Source organism: Desulfoluna sp. (genome assembly GCF_030145185.1).
In the GTDB taxonomy this organism is placed as follows: domain Bacteria; phylum Desulfobacterota; class Desulfobacteria; order Desulfobacterales; family Desulfolunaceae; genus Desulfoluna.
Window position 1 is genome coordinate 1 of sequence record NZ_JAQYWB010000091.1, and the last position, 19,300, is coordinate 19,300.

At 55.4% G+C, this 19,300-nt stretch carries 13 protein-coding genes and 4 tRNA genes; 16 read left to right on the forward strand and 1 reads right to left on the reverse strand.

Features of this window, described 5'->3' with window-relative positions:
• Nucleotides 1–333: 333 nt before the first annotated feature.
• The 11 genes from Q1Q75_RS20200 to Q1Q75_RS20250 all read left to right on the forward strand — a co-directional run bounded on the left by Q1Q75_RS20200 (nucleotide 334) and on the right by Q1Q75_RS20250 (nucleotide 10,990).
• Nucleotides 334–858 carry a TRAP transporter small permease gene (locus Q1Q75_RS20200; protein WP_300674499.1) on the forward strand — a complete coding sequence of 175 codons (525 nt, stop codon included), beginning with the start codon at nucleotides 334–336 and terminating at the stop codon, nucleotides 856–858.
• Between the two features lie 67 nt (nucleotides 859–925).
• Nucleotides 926–2,212 carry a TRAP transporter large permease gene (locus tag Q1Q75_RS20205; RefSeq protein ID WP_300674502.1) on the forward strand — a complete coding sequence of 429 codons (1,287 nt, stop codon included), beginning with the start codon at nucleotides 926–928 and terminating at the stop codon, nucleotides 2,210–2,212.
• A gap of 65 nt (nucleotides 2,213–2,277) precedes the next feature.
• Entirely contained in the window at nucleotides 2,278–3,861 is a 1,584-nt protein-coding gene (locus Q1Q75_RS20210) for an amidohydrolase family protein (RefSeq protein ID WP_300674505.1), read from the forward strand.
• Nucleotides 3,862–4,325: 464 nt separating this feature from the next.
• On the forward strand, nucleotides 4,326–5,690 hold the full coding sequence (gene trkA / locus Q1Q75_RS20215; protein ID WP_300674507.1) for a Trk system potassium transporter TrkA: 1,365 nt from the start codon (nucleotides 4,326–4,328) through the stop codon (nucleotides 5,688–5,690).
• Nucleotides 5,690–7,138 (forward strand): TrkH family potassium uptake protein, encoded by a 1,449-nt coding sequence (locus Q1Q75_RS20220; protein WP_300674510.1) that lies wholly within the window; start codon nucleotides 5,690–5,692, stop codon nucleotides 7,136–7,138. Before trkA ends, Q1Q75_RS20220 begins: the two co-directional genes overlap by 1 nt.
• Nucleotides 7,139–7,285: 147 nt before the next feature.
• Nucleotides 7,286–7,361, forward strand: a tRNA-Lys gene (locus Q1Q75_RS20225).
• Between the two features lie 4 nt (nucleotides 7,362–7,365).
• Nucleotides 7,366–7,443 (forward strand) — tRNA-Glu (locus tag Q1Q75_RS20230).
• 249 nt (nucleotides 7,444–7,692) lie between these two features.
• Nucleotides 7,693–7,768 (forward strand) — tRNA-Lys (locus tag Q1Q75_RS20235).
• Between the two features lie 4 nt (nucleotides 7,769–7,772).
• Nucleotides 7,773–7,850, forward strand: a tRNA-Glu gene (locus tag Q1Q75_RS20240).
• Between the two features lie 170 nt (nucleotides 7,851–8,020).
• Nucleotides 8,021–9,484: a ribosome biogenesis GTPase Der gene (der, locus tag Q1Q75_RS20245; RefSeq protein ID WP_300674513.1), complete on the forward strand. Its 1,464-nt coding sequence runs from the start codon at nucleotides 8,021–8,023 to the stop codon at nucleotides 9,482–9,484.
• A gap of 159 nt (nucleotides 9,485–9,643) precedes the next feature.
• Nucleotides 9,644–10,990 carry a replication-associated recombination protein A gene (locus Q1Q75_RS20250; RefSeq protein ID WP_300674516.1) on the forward strand — a complete coding sequence of 449 codons (1,347 nt, stop codon included), beginning with the start codon at nucleotides 9,644–9,646 and terminating at the stop codon, nucleotides 10,988–10,990.
• A gap of 736 nt (nucleotides 10,991–11,726) precedes the next feature.
• On the opposite strand, the gene Q1Q75_RS20255 is transcribed toward Q1Q75_RS20250, so the two are convergent.
• Nucleotides 11,727–12,491, reverse strand: coding sequence for an NRDE family protein (locus Q1Q75_RS20255; protein ID WP_300674519.1), 765 nt, complete (start codon nucleotides 12,489–12,491; stop codon nucleotides 11,727–11,729).
• Nucleotides 12,492–12,642: 151 nt separating this feature from the next.
• On the opposite strand from Q1Q75_RS20255, the gene Q1Q75_RS20260 reads away from it, so the two are divergent.
• From Q1Q75_RS20260 to Q1Q75_RS20280, 5 genes are all read left to right on the forward strand, one after another.
• Complete coding sequence (locus tag Q1Q75_RS20260; RefSeq protein ID WP_300674522.1) at nucleotides 12,643–13,929, forward strand: acetyl-CoA C-acetyltransferase; 1,287 nt, start codon at nucleotides 12,643–12,645, stop codon at nucleotides 13,927–13,929.
• A gap of 342 nt (nucleotides 13,930–14,271) precedes the next feature.
• Nucleotides 14,272–14,430: a hypothetical protein gene (locus Q1Q75_RS20265; RefSeq protein ID WP_300674524.1), complete on the forward strand. Its 159-nt coding sequence runs from the start codon at nucleotides 14,272–14,274 to the stop codon at nucleotides 14,428–14,430.
• 116 nt (nucleotides 14,431–14,546) lie between these two features.
• Nucleotides 14,547–15,668 carry an AI-2E family transporter gene (locus Q1Q75_RS20270; RefSeq protein WP_300674527.1) on the forward strand — a complete coding sequence of 374 codons (1,122 nt, stop codon included), beginning with the start codon at nucleotides 14,547–14,549 and terminating at the stop codon, nucleotides 15,666–15,668.
• 184 nt (nucleotides 15,669–15,852) lie between these two features.
• Nucleotides 15,853–18,435 (forward strand): DNA gyrase subunit A, encoded by a 2,583-nt coding sequence (gene gyrA, locus Q1Q75_RS20275; RefSeq protein ID WP_300674530.1) that lies wholly within the window; start codon nucleotides 15,853–15,855, stop codon nucleotides 18,433–18,435.
• A 203-nt stretch (nucleotides 18,436–18,638) separates the two neighbouring features.
• Nucleotides 18,639–19,300, forward strand: a 662-nt coding sequence (locus tag Q1Q75_RS20280) for an NAD(P)H-dependent glycerol-3-phosphate dehydrogenase (protein ID WP_300674533.1), incomplete at its 3' end; no start/stop codon positions are given.

Below are 19,300 nucleotides of genomic sequence, written 5' to 3' on the forward strand. Positions count from 1 at the left end.
TCAGAGCTGAAGATGTAGTGGTTTACCTCAAAGCTCTGATAACGCGGCAGATGAGTGCACCCGGCTCGCCCGAAGGGTGAGAAAATCAGACAGAATACCGTGGATTACATTTTGCATTTTTGAAACGACTGAAAATATGACTGCAAAGAACTGTCATTACGGATTATTCCTTAGACCTGATTGTTTTCTCATGAAATATCCGGGATAGCCCTTCGCCGGGGCAATGATCGTGGCTGCCCACTGTGACCCGCTGCTCCGGGGTTATCCTGAACGCCCCGGAGCAGCCCTTTAAACATATTTTTTAACTCTCTGCGCATGAGTAAGGAGCTTTTGATGTCCCCATCAACCCTGACGCGCTGGTTCAATACGAAGTTTGAAAGCACCCTTTGCGTGATCTCACTTGTGGTGATGGCCTGCTGTGTCTTTCTTCAGGTGATCCTGCGCTACCTTTTTCATCAGTCAGCCCCGTGGGCGGAGGAGCTGGCCATTTACGGCATGGCTTTCTCTGTTTACTTCGGTGCAGCACTGGCCGTTACCGAAAAGAGTCATGTCCGTATTCTGAATCTTGTTTTCATGTTTCCGAGAAAGATTGCCATTGGCGTCATTGTCGCAGGCGACGCCGTCTGGTGTGCGTTTAATATTTTTATGGTCTTCCATGGTCTTGAGTATTTGAGGATCCTTTGGGGCACCCATTTTATTTCTCCGGCCCTGGGCATTGAACAGCGATGGCCCCAGGCGGTTGTGCCCTTTTGCTTTGCCCTGATGACCTTTCGCATTCTCCAGTTCTATTATCGCTGGTGGCGTACGGGTGTCTGCGAGCTGACCTGTGACTTGCCCGAGGATTTAGAGGCCCGGTGAATCGCACCAGAGAGCTTTTATGTGAAGACTAAGCGCAACCCATTGCATGATTTAAGGAGTGTGATTTATGAACGGACCTCTGTGTATGTTAATTGCCTTTATGGGCTGCATGCTTATCGGCGTCCCCATTCCATGGGCGGCCGGTGTTGCCACCGTCGTCGGCCTGCATATTATCGATATCCCGTTTACCCTGCTCAGCCAAACCGCTTACAACGCCTTTGAATCCTTTCCCCTGATGACCATTCCACTCTTTGTGCTGGCCGGTCAGTTGATGGAAAAGGGCGGAATGTCGGAGCATCTTATCCACATTGCACGGAAAATGGTGGGGTCCTTACGGGGCGGAACCTCCCTTGTGACCATTATCAGCTGCGGGCTTTTTGCCTCGCTGACAGGCTCCGGTCCTGCCACGACGGCGGCCATCGGCTCCATCACCATCCCTGCCATGGTGGATGAGGGGTACCCCAAAAAATTTGCCTCCGGGATTTCCGCGTCTGCCGGGGCCCTGGGGAGCATCATTCCCCCCAGCAACCTGCTGATTATTTACGCACTGATCGCCGAAGAATCGGTTCCCAAGCTTTTTTTGGCCGGCCTGGTGCCCGGGTTCATGGTTATTCTGTTTCTTATTTTGACCTCCTCCACCGTTTGCAGGGTGAGCGGGTTTGGGGAAAGAGTGGACGATGATTTTATGTTTCGTCCCCTCTTGAAGGCCCTTTGGGAAGGGAAGTGGGCCATTGGGGCGCCGCTGATTATTCTTGGCGGTATCTACAGTGGCATCTTCACCCCCACGGAGGCCTCGGCTGTGGCGGTTTTTTACGGCCTTTTCGTGGGCACCTTCATCTATAAGAAACTGACGGTGGCCAATATCATCGACAGCCTTAAGGCCACCACGACCATGGTGGGCACTGTGCTGGTGATCCTGGGTTCCACCAAGGCCTTTGGCCAGTTGGTTGCCTTCTACGATATTCCCATTGCGGTCCAGGGCTTTTTTACGGGCTTTACGAGCAACCCCTTTCTCGTGCTGCTGGTGATCAGCGCGCTCTACATTCTCGTGGGCATGTGGATGGAATCCATCCCCCAGGTCGTGATCTTTACGGCCGTGCTTCTGCCGGTGGTTAAAAGCATGGGCATCGACCCTATCTTTTTCGGGGTACTCACGGTGTTGACCTGCGAAGTGGGCTTTTTAACGCCCCCTATCGGGGTCAATCTTTTTGTCTCCTCGCGCATTGCGGGCATCTCCCTTGAGGAGTCTTCCATCGGGGTTCTTCCCTTTGTGGTGCCCTACATTGTGACCATTATCATTCTTTGCGCCATGCCTTGGTTAACCACGGGTGTCGTTGATGTGTTTTTCAAGTAGCCCTCTCCCCTTCACCGGCCTTCAAGGGCGGTGGGGAGATTTCATGATTTAAGCGGAGTGTAGCCATGATAGATGTACTTATAAAAAACGGCGTGGTGGTTGACGGGGAAGGGGGCTCATCCTTTAAAGCGGATGTGGCGATTACAGGGGGCCTGATTTCCACCGTGGGCGATATCGGTTCTGCGGAGGCGGCCCTGATCATCGATGCCGCGGGCAAGATGGTCTGCCCCGGCTTTATCGATTTGCATACCCACTCGGATTTTACCTTTCTGGTGGACGGCAGGGCCATGAGCTCGATTCATCAGGGTGTCACCACTGAGGTGATAGGTCAGTGCGGCTACAGCTGCGCCCCCTGTAGCTGCGCGGATGATTTAAAGGGGATTCTGGGCTACCAGCCTGGCGTGGACGTGGATTGGCGAAGTGCCGGAGATTATTTGGCGCGACTTGAAAAAGAAGGGGTGGGCGTGAATGTGGCGGCACTCGCCGGTCACGGGTCGCTTCGCCGGTGCGTGATTCCGGAAGGCAGGGGAAGGGCGACGGCCGAGCAGCTTGAGGCCATGTGCGCCCTTTTGGATACCTGCTTGCAGGAGGGGTTCCATGGCCTCTCCCTGGGGCTGGAGTATGAACCCGGTATCCATGCGGACACCCAGGAATTGGTGGCTCTGGCCCGGGTCGTTGCGGCCCATGACGGGATTTTATCCGCCCATGTGAGAAACCGGGACGTTCACTACGATATGGCCTTCAGTGAGGTCATTTCGGTGGCCCGTATCACCGGTGTTCGGTTGCAAATTTCTCACTTAAGCCCCAAATTTGGCGCCCCTGTGGATGCGGTGGCCAACAGCCTGTCGATGATTGATCGGTTGAACGCCAGTGGAGGGGAGGTGGCCTTTGATCTGATCCCTGACAACTGGGGGCCGACCCTGATGGCGTCGGTCCTTCCGACCTGGGCCCATGTGGGTGGGATTGATGCCACGTTGAGGTACCTGGCCGACCCGGAGGCCAGGCAGAAGATGAAGGCTTCGCCGAATCCCATCTGGCAGCTGGTCCTTCAAAAACGGTGGGACCTGATCACCTTGTTTTATTCCCCCGATCACCCTGAGCTGGTCGGAAAAACCATGGCAGAGATCGGAGAGGCTCTGGCCTGCGATCCCCATGACGCGGTGTTTGATCTTCTCCTTGCTGCCGGTGAAGGAATGTCTCGAGTGATCTGGGCGGGATGGAATTTTGACGAGTCCATGCAGCAGGAACTTCTCGCTCACCCCTTGTGCGGCGTGATATCCGATGCCCAGACCGTGGCACCAGATGGCCCCCTGGCGGGCAACACCGGGGCACCCACCGTGTACGGATGGGTGGGCCAGTTTTTTGATCGTTACGTGAAAAAAGAGGGGCTCTTTTCCTGGGAAGAGGCGGTGAGACGGATCACCAGCCTTCCGGCCGATCGCATGAAAATGACCGATCGCGGACGCCTTCATCCCGGGTTGAAAGCGGATATAACGGTGATGGATCCAGACACCATCGCGTGCCGGGCTACCCTTCATGCCCCCAACAGGTACCCGGATGGCATCAGCCATGTCTTTGTCAATGGGAAGCTTGTCGTGTCTGAAGGCAAACGGGTGGGCGGAAATTATGGACAGGTGATTGGCCATTGATGGCTTAAAAAGAGAGGAAGGCGGGGTGTTGTCATGGCAACGCCCTGCCCGGTTGGTCCGCTGGAGGACCTCGCTTTGAGACGGCAGATAACGGTTATTGATGCCCCGATGTCGGGCGTTCGGAATCGCTTGCAGCGGGATCGGCCGGGCTGACAGCGAGGCGTTATTGTGCTGGGTGTCGTGGCCATTTGTTTGACCTTGGCCAGGGAATCGGCTATGACATAGCGACATACTGCAGGCGTTTTTCCATGCAACATCTTGAAGGCTATGGGGAATACCGCACGCGCTGCCGATACGTCGCTCAGCCGTAACCGACCACCCGCCCTGCGGGTGTCTTTGTTGGTGGCTGCCCGATGGCGGTGGCTGGGTCTTTTTTTACGCAGTTTCGGGTTGACGGGAGTGTTTCCGGATGGCTGAAATGGCGGTGAAAGACCTCTAAAACCAAAGATACCAGGAGATACTGTTTGAAAATTGTTATCGTAGGAGCCGGTGAGGTGGGGTTTCATATCGCCAGTCGGCTTTCTCTTGAGAACAAAGATGTCATGGTGGTTGATACCAGTGATGAGGCCCTGAAGCGAGTCTCTGAGACTCTGGACGTGCAGGTTATGAAGGGCTCGGGCAGCAGCCCTGAGGTCCTCATCGATGCCGGGGTGAAAAAGGCCGATATTCTGCTGGCTGTCACCGACAGCGATGAGACCAACCTGGTGGCTTGCCTTACCTGCGACATCATCTCTCCCGCCACGAAAAAACTGGCCCGCATCCGGTTGGGTGATTACGACGCCTACCACGAGCATTTCCGGGCCAATGCCCCCCATATCGACACCATTATTAACCCCGAGATTGAGGTGGTGAAGACCATCTACCGATTAATGCGGGTCCCCGGAGCCGTTGATGTGGGTGAGTTCGAAGGTGGCCGCGTTAAAATTGTCGGCATGCGCCTGGAGGAGGGAAGCCCTCTGGCGGGCTTGCGTCTTTCCGAGCTTTCGTCACGATTGGGGGGTGTTCGTCCCCTGATCGCCGCCATTGTTCGAAAAGGGGAGCTCATTGTGCCCCATGGCAACGATACCCTTCAGCTCGGGGATCTTGTTTATTTTATCAGTGAGTCCACCAAGCTGAATGAAGTCCTGCGCTTTTTCAATCGTCGCATGAAACCAGTGAACCGGGTCCTTATCGTGGGCGGTGGTCTGATCGGCGCGCGTCTGGCTGATTTGCTTGAGAGCAAGAATATTCATACGAAGATTATAGAGAAAAATCCTGAGAGGTGCCGCTATCTTGCCGAGCGGATGAACCGCGCCGTGGTGCTTTGTGGGGATGGCTCTGACCAGAGCCTGCTTCTGGAAGAAAATATCAAGGACATGGATTTTGTGGTCTCCCTGACCGACGATGAGGAGACGAATATTTTGGTCTCCCTTCTAGCCCGAAGTGTCGGCGCCGACAACACCATCACCAAAATCAGCCGGTTCAGCTACATGCCCCTCATGGCGAGCATTGGGGTGGAGCAGGTGGTGAGTCCGAGGCTTTCGGCCATTAACTCCATTTTGCAGCATATTCGGAAGGGCAAGGTGCTCTCCGCCATGAGCGTTCACGGGGAGCAGGCGGAAGTGATCGAAGCGGTGGCGCTTCAGACCTCAGAATTGGTGGACACCCCCATCCGTAAGGTCTCATTTCCCCGGGGAGCCCTCCTTATATGTATTATCCGTGATGATGAGGTGATTATTCCGTCGGGTGAGAGTGTGATCAAGCCCGACGACCGGGTGATTATTTTTGCCACGCGTGAGGCGGTCCCCCGTATTGAGAAGATGCTGACCGTCAAGCTGGAGTTCTTCTAATGCGCTGGCCTGTTGTGACGTATATTGCCGGGTTTCTGCTTTTTGTCCTTGGACTTTCCATGCTGTTGCCCGTGATCTGTTCCGCCCTTTATGGGGGGGATGACCTGATGGCCCTGCTTCTTTCTGCGGTCTTTACTGCCGTCTCCGGGGCCATCGCCCTTCTGGCCTGTCGGAACGTCAGTTTCGATAACATCAGCCAGCGGGAGGGAATGGCCATTGTGGCGGTCGGGTGGACAGTGGTCGGTCTTTACGGGGCGCTTCCCTTTTATTTCAGCGGTGTTTTTCCCCATTTTGTGGACGCCTTTTTTGAGTCGGTCTCCGGGTTCACCACCACAGGCTCCTCGGTGTTGACCAACATCGAGGCTGTGCCGAAGGGGCTGCTTTTCTGGCGGAGTTTGATCCAGTGGTTGGGGGGTATGGGGATTATCGTGCTCTCCCTGGCCATTTTGCCGTTTTTGGGCGTGGGCGGGATGCAGCTCTATAAGGCTGAAGTGCCGAGCCCGGTTCCGGATAAATTAAAGCCGCGCCTTTCTGAAACGGCCTCCATCCTCTGGAAGGTGTCTGCCATGATCTACGTAATGAAGATAGTACTGTTGCTCTTCGGCGGCATGGATCTTTTTGATGCCCTCTGTCACACCTTTACCACCATGCCCACCGGGGGGTTCTCTACGAGGAATGCCTCGGTGGCGGGGTTTAACAGTACCTATATTGATGTGGTGATCATCGTCTTTATGGTGCTGGCCGGCATCAACTTTTCGTTGCACTATCAGATGATGCGGGGGAAACCCCTGGCTTTCTGGCGGGATTCCGAGTGCCGCTGGTTTCTGATTATTGTGCTGGGCCTTTCTGTTGTCGTTACCTTTGATCTTTATGGCACTGTGTATGACAGCCTGCCCGAAGCGCTGCGCTACGGATCCTTTCAGGTGGTTTCTATTATCACCACCACAGGGTACGCCACGGCCGATTATGAGCTTTGGCCAGGGCTGAGCCAGGTGTTGATCTTCCTTTGTATGTTTATTGGTGCCTCGGCGGGTTCTACGGGGGGCGGTATGAAGGTCGTGCGTGTGATGCTCTGCTTGAAATACTGCTACAGGGAGCTCTATATGCTGATTCACCCCCGGGCCGTGGCAACGGTTAAGCTGGGGGGCAAGGCGGTGCCTGAAAACGTCATGCGAAGCATCATCGGCTTTGTGGCCATTTATATCGGCCTTTTTGCGCTGTGCTCCGTTATATTGGCCGGTATGGGGGTTGACTTTGTCACCGCCTTTACCTCTGTGGGCTCCTGTATCGGTAACATTGGGCCCGGATTCGGTCTTGTGGGGCCTTCGGAAAACTTTGCCTTGATTCCCCAGGGGGGAAAGTGGCTTTTGGCCTGGTGCATGCTTCTCGGCCGCCTTGAAATCTACACGGTCATCATTTTTCTTGTGCCGGAATTCTGGCGGAAGTAAGATGGCGTCATCTGCTTTTTTCGGTGAAAGCACTGGCTTAGATCTCTGTGGGCCCGGGCGGGTGGCAGGGATTTTATTTTTGTGAAAATTTCGGCTTGACACCGTCGTCATAACTTGAGTATAAGCTTCGAGTCTTTGAGACGCAGCGGGTCGTTAACTCAGTTGGTAGAGTATCTGCCTTTTAAGCAGAGAGTCACAGGTTCGAGCCCCGTACGACCCACCATTGCGTCCCCATCGTCTAGCCTGGTCCAGGACACCGGCCTTTCACGCCGGCGACAGGGGTTCAAATCCCCTTGGGGACGCCATTAAAAATTTCAAGAGGGGTTGATCGCAAACGCGATCAACCCCTCTTTTTGTTTGTACGTGCAAAAGGGCCTCTCGGTGGTCGCCGTATGATTAAAAAACATGCTGGGAGGGGCTTGGGATGGGGCTTTTCTCTGGGGTGTTCTTTTTTATCTTAAAAGGAGATGCCTGGAAAAAAGGCAACGATCCATTTTTTACGTTGACAGAGTCGGCGCAATTTGAGTATAAGCTTCGAGTCTTTGAGACACAGCGGGTCGTTAACTCAGTTGGTAGAGTATCTGCCTTTTAAGCAGAGAGTCACTGGTTCGAGCCCAGTACGACCCACCATTATGTCCCCATCGTCTAGCCTGGTCCAGGACACCGGCCTTTCACGCCGGCGACAGGGGTTCAAATCCCCTTGGGGACGCCATTTGTATGCATAGGGGCTGACTGTAAATTCCGGTCAGCCCCTTTTTTGTGTGGGGAAAACCGAGTGCGGAAGGCCTGAGGGGAAAGGGGTGACATTTTGGATGTCACCTTGTATCTTCAATCAGGCACCCGATTCGATACCTCCAGATTAATCCTATACGGACACGACCCATGAAACCCATCGTCGCCATCATTGGACGCCCCAATGTGGGCAAATCCACTTTGTTCAACCGCATCACACGAAGCCGTAAGGCCCTCGTGGATAACATGCCCGGTGTCACCCGGGATCGTCATTACGGCGAAGCCCTCTGGAACGACGCCCCGTTTCTGTTGGTAGACACGGGCGGATACCTCATCGATGACGATGACGCCTTTGCCGGGGCCATTCGGGATCAGGTGACTCAGGCGGTGGCGGAAGCCGATGCCGTGGTGATGGTTTTAGATGGAAAAGGGGGGATCTCTCCCTACGACCGGGATCTGGTGATGATTCTGCGGGAGACCCACACCAAGATTTTTTATGTGGTTAATAAAATTGATGGGGAGAATCAGGAGGGGAACCTTTACGATTTCTACTCCCTGGGTATTGATCATCCTTATCCTGTGTCCGGTGAACACGGCTACGGTGTGCCGGATTTTCTCGATGAGCTGGTGGCTTCTTTCCCTGAGGCGGCCGCCTATCCCAAAGACGATGATGAGATCATCAATGTGGCCGTGGTGGGGCGCCCCAACGCGGGCAAGTCATCCCTGATCAATCGCCTGACTGGCCAGCAGCGGCTGGTCGTGAGTGATGTGGCCGGGACCACCCGGGACGCCATCGATACGATGATGAAACGTGACGGGCAGCTTTATCGGTTCATCGACACCGCCGGTATTCGCAGGAAGGGGAAGGTCAAGGACAAACTTGAAAAGTTTTCCGTTCTGAAGGCCATCAAAAGCATGGACCGCTGTGACGTGGCCTTGATCCTGATTGATTCCGCCGAAGGGGTCACCGATCAGGACGTTACCGTGGCCGGCTATGCCCATGAAAACGGCTGCGGGGTTATTTTCGTCTTCAACAAGTGGGACCTGGTCCCCGCCGATGAAAAGAGCCCCAAACTCTTTAAAGAGCGCCTCGATATGGGTGCCAAGTTTCTTACCTTTGCTCCTTACTCTACCATTTCTGCCCTGACCGGACAGCGTGTGGAGAAAATTTTTGCCCAGATACGGTCGGTGTATGATCAGTACAACACCCGTATCTCCACCGGTGATGTCAACCGCATCATCGAATGGGCCACGGAGCGGACTCCGCCCCCCCTGCACAAGGGCAAGCGGTTGAAATTTTTCTACAGCACCCAGGTGGCCGTTAAGCCGCCCACCTTCGTCTCCTTTGTGAACTACCCGGAAGCGGTGCATTTTTCTTACCGTCGGTTTTTGATGAACCAGCTGAGGGAGTATACCAAGCTCGATCAGACGCCCATCAAGTTGCTTTATCGCGAAAAAACCGGTCGTATGGAGTTTGGCCCCAAGCCAGAGGATAACACCAACAACCGGAACAAGGGGCACAAGGACAAAGAGAGCCGGAATAAGGTACAGAAGAAAAAAGACCGGCAGGTGCAGAAGGTCAAGAAGCTGAAGCGGGACGGCGAATCGCAATGATAAGCCTTTTTTCCTGCGGCAGCGGGAATCCCGACGGTGGCACCGTCGGTTTGACATAGCATGGACTTCGGGTTCCTTGCGGGGCCCGGAGTGTTTTATCCTGTTTTTGCAGAAATGTCTGACAGCGGGACAGCGAGCCCGGGAAGTGGTCGGGTGGGTATGGATCTGTTTGATTACAGAAATGAGGAACACGGCAATCTTAACGCGCCGCTGGCTGAGCGTATGCGTCCGAGAACCCTCTCGGAAGTTCTCGGTCAGGAGCACCTCACCGGGGCCGGTGGCCTCATCGCAAGCGCCATCGCTTCGGATCACATCTTTCCCATGGTCATGTGGGGGCCTCCCGGCTGCGGGAAAACCACCCTGGCCTCCATTATTGCCACGGAGACCCGGTGTCGGTTTATCAAGATCTCTGCCGTGCTCTCCGGCGTCAAGGATGTGCGGGCTGTCATCGAAGAGGCCAAGAAAGAGCGCAACTTCAAAGGGCGGAAAACCGTTCTTTTTGTCGACGAAATCCATCGCTTTAACAAAGCCCAGCAGGACGCCTTTCTTCACCATGTGGAGAGCGGCCTGATTACTCTCCTGGGTGCCACCACCGAAAATCCCTCCTTTGAGGTGATCCCCGCCCTTCTCTCCAGGGTCCGGGTGGTGACCCTTAAATCCCTGACCCCTGAGACCATTTTCCAGGTGCTGAAACGGGCCATTGAGGATCCGGATCGCGGACTCGCACGCATGGAGGTGGCCGTGGATGATGAGGCCCTCTCCCATCTCGTTCGCATGGCCGACGGCGATGTGCGTACGGCATTAAATACCCTTGAAATTCTTGTTGAACAAAAGCGTATGGAAGCGGGCAAGGGGTGCCATGTCACCCTCGCCGAGGCCGAAATTCTGCTGGAGCGCAAAGCCGTTCGATACGATAAAAGCGGGGATGAGCACTACAACCTGATCTCCGCCTTTCACAAGAGCCTGCGTGGCAGTGATCCCGATGCGGCCCTTTACTGGATGGTGCGGATGCTCAAAGCCGGAGAAGATCCTCTTTATATTGCCCGTCGCATGGCCGCTGTGGCCACGGAAGATGTGGGGATGGCCGATCCCGCAGCCCTCTCCATGGCCCTGCATGCCATGGAAGCCTACAAATTCTTAGGGGCGGCCGAAGGGGTTCGAGCCCTGGCCCAGGCCGCGGTCTATCTGGCCACGGCTCCGAAAAGCAACAGCGTCTACACCGCCCTGGCGGCCGTCACCCAAGAGGTCGAGCGGGGAGGTTCTCTGCCTGTCCCCAAACACATCCGCAACGCCCCCACCCCACTCATGAAGGATCTCGGGTACAAAGAGGGCTATCGTTATGCCCACGATTACCCCGGTGCCTTTGCCCCCCAGCAGTACCTCCCCGACGAAATCAAAGAAAAGAGCTGGTACACCCCCACCGATCGCGGCTATGAATCCGTGGTTGGCCCCCGCCTCTCCGCCTGGAAAGAGATCATCCGAAGGGCATTGAAAAAAAAGCGGTAAGGACAATGCCTCCGGCGGGCAGGGGATAAATCCCCTGCACCCCAGGTTCGCGTATGCTCCCAGCCCTGGCTTGTCGCGCCGAAGCCCGTGGTTAACTATCTTGGTTATTCACGCTTCTACATGTTTTCCGGAAAAAATACCCATGAAGACCATTTAATCTGCCTTGCCGCTGCCCGGACTAACTCCGGCAGCAAGGTGTGCTGCCTTAAACGCTGGTTGAGGATGCGCTTTGCCTCCTTGTCACGGCGTAGCCGCAGGCGAAGACGGGTCGCTCATGAAGGGATTCGGGGTGGGATGCCTCCGACAAAAAAGCCGCGACGGAGCACGGCGCGCCCAGGAGGGGGGCATGCGTCCGCCCGGTGCCAACTTTTTGGTGGTGTGGGTTTTTCTCTCGCTCCCAGGCTCCGCCTGGGTGTGGGGTGTGCAAGGCTCTGCCTTGCCGGTATGGGAGACGAAGGTGTGAGCATTAATTTACAAGTTGATGCGCTATCCACCATGGAGGCGGAGCCTCCGTCAGGCATTCCCAATCGGAGCTTGGGAACGAGGTCGGGTGAGATGAACCAGCGGGTGACGCGCGACTCCCTCTCTCGCTGCCAGGCTCCGCCTGGGTGTGGGGTACGCATGGATTTTTTATAATGGCCAGAGCGCAGCGACTCCTCGAACGAAGCACGAAGAACCAAGCACGAAGCACGCTTTTGGCCCTTTCCTTATCCCCTCTCTGATCCATCCTGCTTTTCTACACCGAAAATTGAAATCGTCGGTCCTCTTTGATGTCGTCCGGGCCGGTATCGAAGCCGGTGTACGTGCGTTCGGTGGCGGTGAGGGTCCGGTGGGTGTCCAGGGTGATGAGGCAGCTGGAGCGGGTGCCATAGACCTCGCTCTGGATGAAGAGGGGGGCAAGGAGTCGTTCCCATTCGAGGCCCATGCCGGTCTCCGGCAGCAGGTCGTCATCGGGAGGTGTCCGGTCGGCCAGGAGGCTGAAGAGGTTTTCTGCTGTGGGGGGCGCCAGCTGGCCCAGTTTGTTTCTTCCGGTCTCTACTTTGGGCCAGGGGGTGTTCAAGAGGGCGTTGCTCATCCCGTGGATGCCGGGGGAGAGTTCGGTCAAGGCGTCCGAGATGTTGCTGTAGTGGTAGAGACGGTCCACGGTCCCGAAGAGGAGGTTGAAGCCGTTGTAGTGATCTTTTTCTCGCCTCAGGGTGTCGGCAAAGGCTTGGGGTTCCTCGTCGCCTTCCAGGAAGCGGGAGACGATCCAGCCTCTGGAGGCCGCCTTGGGGTTGATGCGCGATGGGTCCCGGTGGTTGGTGAGGGCGGCGAAGCGTCCCCTTTTGGTGATGCCCATCCAGGTGCCCCCTTCTTTGAGGTCGGTGCCACAGAGAACGAAGGGGCCTTTCTCATGCCATTGCATGGGGGCGGTTTCACGGGCATAAAATTCATCGCGGTTGGCGGCGATGACGAGAGGGAGCGACGGGTGGCTCTTGAAGGAAACAAGGATCAGGCACATGACGTATGTTGTCTTTTGTTATCGGTTCTGTTAAAGCTTGATGCGGTTAACAAGCGGCTATAGCGTCGTTTTTCGCACGGGATAAACGGACTTTTGATCATACCAGAAAAGTTCGAAGAGTCATGTTAAAATATAAAAACGGGAGGATCCCATGAAAAATGTTGTGATCGTCAGCGGTTCACGGACCGCGGTCGGTACCTTTGGTGCCGGACTCAAAAGTGTCGGTGTGGCCGATCTCGGTGCTGTGGTAATGAAAGAGACCTTCAAAAAAGCCGGGCTTCGGCCAGTGGTCGGCGATGAGATGAAGACCATCTGCCCCGATGTTCTGAAAGATCAGGGGCTCACCGATCTTGAAGCCACGGGCTGTGACTGGGATGAGAGCGCCACCCCCATCACCGTTGATGAAGTGATCATGGGCAACGTACTCCAGGCGGCTCAGGGCCAGAACCCTTGCCGTCAGGCCATGATTCGCGCAGGTCTGCCCAAAGAGACCCCTGCTTTTTCTCTGAACAAGGTCTGTGGTTCCGGTTTGAAGGCCATCGCGCTGGCCGCTCAGTCCATCATGTGCGGGGATGCTGAGGTGATCCTGGCCGGTGGCATGGAGTCCATGAGCAACGTGCCCATGGCCCTGCCCAAGGCTCGCTGGGGGCATCGCATGGAGCTCACCGGTGTCGGGGAAGTCACCGACCTGATGGTCTATGATGGCCTGTACGAGATTTTTTATGGCTACCACATGGGGATTACCGCGGAAAACATTGCGGGAAAATACGGCATCACCCGTCAGGAGCAGGATGAGCTGGCTCTGCTCTCACATACCCGCGCGCTGGCGGCGATTAAACACGGCACGTTTAAGCCGGAAATTGCCGATGTCATCATCAAATCCCGAAAAGGGGAGACCGTTTTCAATGTGGACGAGCGGCCCATGGACACCTCCATGGAGAAACTCGCCAAAATGCGCCCCGCTTTTAAAAAAGACGGAACCGTCACCGCAGGCAACGCCTCCGGAATCAACGACGGCGCGGCCACGGTGCTTTTGATGACCGAAGAGAAAGCCAAAGAGCTGGGGCTGACTCCCATTGTGAAAATCAAGGGGTTTGCTTCCGGCGGTCTGGATCCTGCGTATATGGGACTCGGTCCCATCCCGGCTGTGAGAAAAGTCATGGGACGTCTGGGGATGGCTGTGTCTGATCTTGATATGATCGAACTCAACGAAGCCTTTGCCTCCCAGGCCATCGCGTGCATGCGGGAGCTCAATATCCCTGTGGAAAAACCCAACCAGCTGGGCAGTGGTATCTCCCTGGGGCATCCCATCGGGGCCACGGGCGCCCGTCAGATGGTCTCCGGTATGTACCAGATGCAACGGGAGAGTCTCTCCACCGGGATTATCTCTATGTGCATCGGCGGCGGGATGGGCATGGCCATGGTGATTGAGCGCTAACCCGGATATTTCATGAAAAAACAATCAGGACTAAGGAATGATTCGTAATTACAGTTCTTTGCAGTAATATTTTCGGTCGTTTCAAAAATGCAAAATGTAATCCACGGTATTCTGTTTGTTTTTCTCACCCTTCGGGCTAAATTATCGTGTTTTCGGCGGCCAGGGGTCTCATTCTCTGGCCGCCTCTTCACCTCTGTGGTTGTCATCGTCGTCCTCTCCCTTTTCAGGGACCTTTTTTGCTTTACTTGAGAGAGCGTTATTGTTACATGTAAATCACTCGATTTAAGGGAAAATTGAGTTATTTTGTGATATGCTGCTTTAACCAAGGAGGCGTTCGATACGATGGATAAGCCACAGAAGACTGGTATCATGATCTTTTCCGGCGTTCCCGCCATTATGGGCGGAGGCATTGTCTTTGCCCTTTTTGGTCACGCCATGCTCCCCGTTGTGATTTACGAAACGCTTCTTTTTGCGGGCGTTATCCATATCCTTCGGAAGTAACCCCATTTCAGCCGGGGGGGCGGAGATCGGGATCAGCCTGCTCCGCCCTTTTCCGGCCATTTCAGCCCCGATCAGGCCTTCATGGCTTTTAGCTCAGGGTGGTGGATCTTTGTACTATGCTGGACAGGACACCCCGTGATCTGATTCTCTGGTTTTTCCTCATCCTCTTCATTATTTCTTTTTTTCTTTTGGGCAAACTTCTCTGGCCCTTTATCTCCGTCATCGTCATGGGAGCCGTCGTCACCGGTGTTTTCTATCCCGTTTACCGGTTGCTGGGGAAAAAACTCCCGCCCCGCTACGCCTCATTTTTTACCTGCATCCTGATCTTTGTGGTTCTTTTTGTGCCCATTGTGCTCTTTGTCGGGGTCCTGGCCAATGAGATCCATAATTTTTATGTGCAGGCCGTGAGTGCCGAGGTCGTGGATTCGGTGAAGCAGTTTTTTGTCTCTCGCAACATTCTGGAGCGGATTAACAGTGTTTTGGCTAACTTCGATTTGAGCTTGACCTTTGATGAGATGATCAAGCCCATTATTGATTTGGGCAAATCCGTAGGGATGACCCTTTTTAATCAGGCCAATGCCATTGCTTCAAATTTACTTAAATTTGTCATCCATTTTTTCTTGATGCTGATCATTATTTACTACCTTTTGTTGGACGGTCACCGGTTTCTTCGATACATTATTAATTTGTCCCCTCTGCCGGAGGACCAAGACGTCAAACTGATGAATAAGTTCAAGGATATGGCAGGGGCCGTTTTGGTGGTCAACGGGATCAGCGGAATGGTCCAGGGAGTGGTGGGGGGGCTGATCTTTGCCTTCCTCGGCTTTCGCTCTCCGGTCCTCTGGGGTGTGTTGATGGCTTTTTTTGCCTTTTTGCCTATTGTCGGCATTGGCATAATTTTTGTGCCGACGGCCCTCTGGCTTTTTTTTGTGGGGCGTATGGGGGCAGGGATTGCCGTCCTGGTGATTTATGTGCTGCTCTCCGGCGGTGTGGAGTACCTGTTCAAACCGGCGGTGGTGGGTAAGCGGATCAAGATGCACACCCTGCTGGTCTTTTTGGGTATTATCGGGGGGCTTCAACTTTTTGGTGTTCTCGGGATCATCTATGGCCCACTGGTCATCACGTTTTTTTTGACCTTATCGGATATATATAATAAGAGTTACAAAAGCCTTGTGGAGCCCGAAGGACGAAATCGGCCCCACGTTGAGGATGCCTCGGGAGAAATCCATGACGAATAGCCACTCTGCTGGAGTGGCTTCTTCCTGTGAAACCTGTGAAAACAGGGTCTCTGAGCCCCGAAGTGACAGATTGAATGCAACGTTTGCGAGGCCGTCACGAATTTCCGGTTCTTTCGGTTTTTTCGGGTACAGGTGCCATTGCGACTTTGGACATGCACGTTAGCAGATGAAGGTAGTGAACTCTATGACTCAACTGGAAAGCTCTCCACATATCAGTCTCGAGACCGAGATGAAAAAATCGTATCTTGAGTATGCCATGAGCGTCATCATCGGCCGGGCCCTGCCCGATGTCCGTGATGGGCTCAAACCGGTTCACCGCAGGTCGCTTTTTGCCATGCGTGAGTTGAAGAACGACTGGAACAAGCCCTACAAAAAATCCGCACGTATTGTCGGTGATGTCATCGGTAAGTACCACCCCCACGGCGATACGGCCGTGTATGACACCATCGTACGTATGGCACAGGACTTTTCTCTTCGTTACACTCTGGTGGACGGTCAGGGCAACTTCGGCAGTATCGACGGGGACTCCGCCGCTGCCATGCGTTATACAGAAGTGCGCATGCGGCCCATCGCCCATGAGCTGCTTGCCGATCTCGACAAGGAGACCGTGGATTGGAATCCCAACTACGATGAATCTCTTCTCGAGCCTTCGGTGTTGCCGGCTAAATTTCCCAACCTTCTGGTGAACGGCTCCTCAGGGATTGCCGTGGGCATGACCACCAACATCCCGCCCCACAACCTGGGGGAGGTGATCGCGGCGGTGTGCGCCCTCATTGAGAACCCGGAGCTTACCAGCGAAGGGCTTATGGACTACATTCCCGGCCCTGATTTCCCCACCAGCGGGATTATCTTCGGCCGCAAGGGGATCCGGGAGGCCTACACCACCGGCAGGGGGATCATCAAGATCCGAGCCCTGGTGGAGATTGAAAAGGGCAACAAAGACGACAGCGAGACCATCGTCGTCCACGAGCTTCCCTACCAGGTCAATAAGGCGCGTCTGATTGAGAAGATCGCCGAGCTGGTGAAGTCCAAGGTGATTGAGGGGATTCGTTATGTTCGGGATGAGTCCGACCGGAAAGGCATGCGCATCGCCATGGGGGTCAAGCGAGACCACATGGGCGAAGTGGTGATCAACCAGCTCTTCAAGCACACCCAGATGCAGAACAGTTTCGGGGTGATCATGCTGGCGGTGGTGAACAACCGCCCTGAGCTTCTCACCCTGCGCGAACTCCTGGACCATTTTCTGCTGCACCGCAAAGAGGTGGTGGTTCGAAGAACGATTTACGATCTGCGGAAGGCCGAGGCCAGAGCCCATATTCTGGAAGGCCTCAAGATCGCTCTGGACAACCTCGACGAGGTGGTCAGCCTGATCCGTAAGTCCAAGAACCCCGTCGAAGCCAAAGAGGGTCTCAAGGCGCGGTTTGGTCTTTCTGATCTGCAGGCCCAGGCGATCCTTGATATGCGTCTCCAGCGTCTGACGGGTCTGGAGCGTGAGAAGATTCTGGAAGAGTACGCCGGTGTTTTGAAAGACATCGCATGGTTCCGGGAGATTCTTGGGAGCGAGCGCATTGTCCTCAACATCATCAAAGATGAGTTGGTGACCATCCGGGATGAGTTTAAGGATGAGCGGCGGACGAAGATTGTGGAAGCCACCGGTGATATCTCCATAGAAGATCTCATCGAAGAAGAGGACATGGTGGTCACCGTCTCCACCCGCGGGTACATCAAGCGGACCCCCATCAGCCTTTACGAGAGCCAGCACAGGGGCGGCAAGGGGCGCGTGGGGATGGCCACACGTGACGACGATTTTGTGGAGAAGCTCTTCGTGGCCTCCACGCACCATATGTTCCTCTTTTTCACCAACCTCGGCAGGGTTTACTGGAGTAAGGTCTACGAGTTGCCCCAGGCGAGCCGGACGAGTAAGGGGCGGGCCATCGTCAACTTCCTCAATTTTCTGGAAGGCGAAAAGCTCACCACCGTGCTGGCCGTTCCCGAATTCAAGGAAGACCACTTTGTGGTGGTAGCCACCCGGAACGGGACGGTGAAGAAGACCGACCTGATGGCTTACAGCCGTCCCCGTCAGGGCGGGATCATTGCCGTGGGCCTTGCCGACGGAGATGAGTTGGTCTCCGCCCGTCTTTCCGACGGGTCCATGGATGTGCTGATGGCCACCCGCGAGGGCAAGGCCGTGCGTTTCCAGGAAACCAATGTTCGGGGCTCCGGTCGAAGTGCCAAGGGGGTTCGTGGCGTGAGACTTGTGGGTGAGGATTCTCTGGTGAGTATGGAGGTCCTTAAAGCCGGTGAAAAAGTGCTGATGGTTACCGAAAACGGATATGGGAAGCGGACGCCGGTAGAGGAGTATCCTCTCAGGGGTCGCGGGGGCAAGGGGGTTATCTCCATCAAGACCTCCGAGCGAAACGGTAACGTGGCCTCCCTGCTTCTTGTGGATGATGAAGACGATGTCATGATGATGACCAACAGCGGCAAGCTGATACGTATTCGCGTCGGGGATGTCTCCGTGGTGGGACGAAATACCCAGGGCGTGAAGCTTTTCCGACTGGACGACGGGGAGCGTGTGGCCGGTGCGGTCCGTTTGCCGTGGCAGGAAGAAGAGGAAGACGAGGTCGATGCGGCCCTGGATGGGGGCGACGGTGTCGTCCCTGCCGTGGAGCCCGAGGAGGGCGAAGCCCAGGAGCCGACCCCCGATGGGGGCGGCACTCCGGAGGGAGACTCCGGGGAGACACCCGAACCGACGGATAATGAATAAACCATGACGAAATGGCGGGGCTTGCCCCGCCATTTTTCGTTTGTGACCATTTTTTCTCAAGACTTCCCGTGGGCTGTTCGAAAACTATCATGGGCACCGACGTCCCTTTCCCCATCACGGGAGGGCCGTCAGGATGCTTCGCACGGGGACGTCATGGCGGTAATGCAGCAACGAGAGTGTGAGACACTTAAAAGCAAGGGGCTATGGATAAGAAAACGATGAAAATAGGCGTGGTAGGGGGCGGAAGCTGGGGAACGGCACTGGCATTTTTGCTGGCAGAAAATGGTTTTCACCTGGACTTGTGGGTGTTTGAGGAGGAGGTGAGGGACCAGATTCTGTCGGAGCGGGAGAACAAGGTGTTCCTGCCCGGAGCGCAGCTTCCCGAGCGGATCAACCCCACCTGTGACCTGAAGCAGGCGGTGGGCGGCAAAGACCTGGTGCTTGTGGTGGTGCCCTCCCATCACATGCGCAGCATCGCCACCGAGATGGCCCCCCACATGGACAAGGACACCCTGGTGGTGACAGCCTCCAAGGGCATTGAGAATAAGACGCATCTGACCATGACGGGGGTTCTCGCAGAGTGTCTTCCCCAGATTGCCCCCGGCCAGATTACCGTGCTCTCCGGCCCCAGCTTTGCCCGGGAGGTGGCCTCACGGGTCCCAACGGTGGTGGCTGTGGCGGGCAGGGATCTTGCGGTGGCCCGGCAGGTACAGGCGATTTTTGCCTCGCCGGTGTTCCGGGTCTACGCCAATGACGATCCCGTTGGGGTGGAGATCGGCGGGGCCATGAAAAACATCATCGCCATTGCCGCGGGGATGTGTGATGGGTTGGACGCCGGGCTCAACCCGAGGGCGGCCCTCATCAC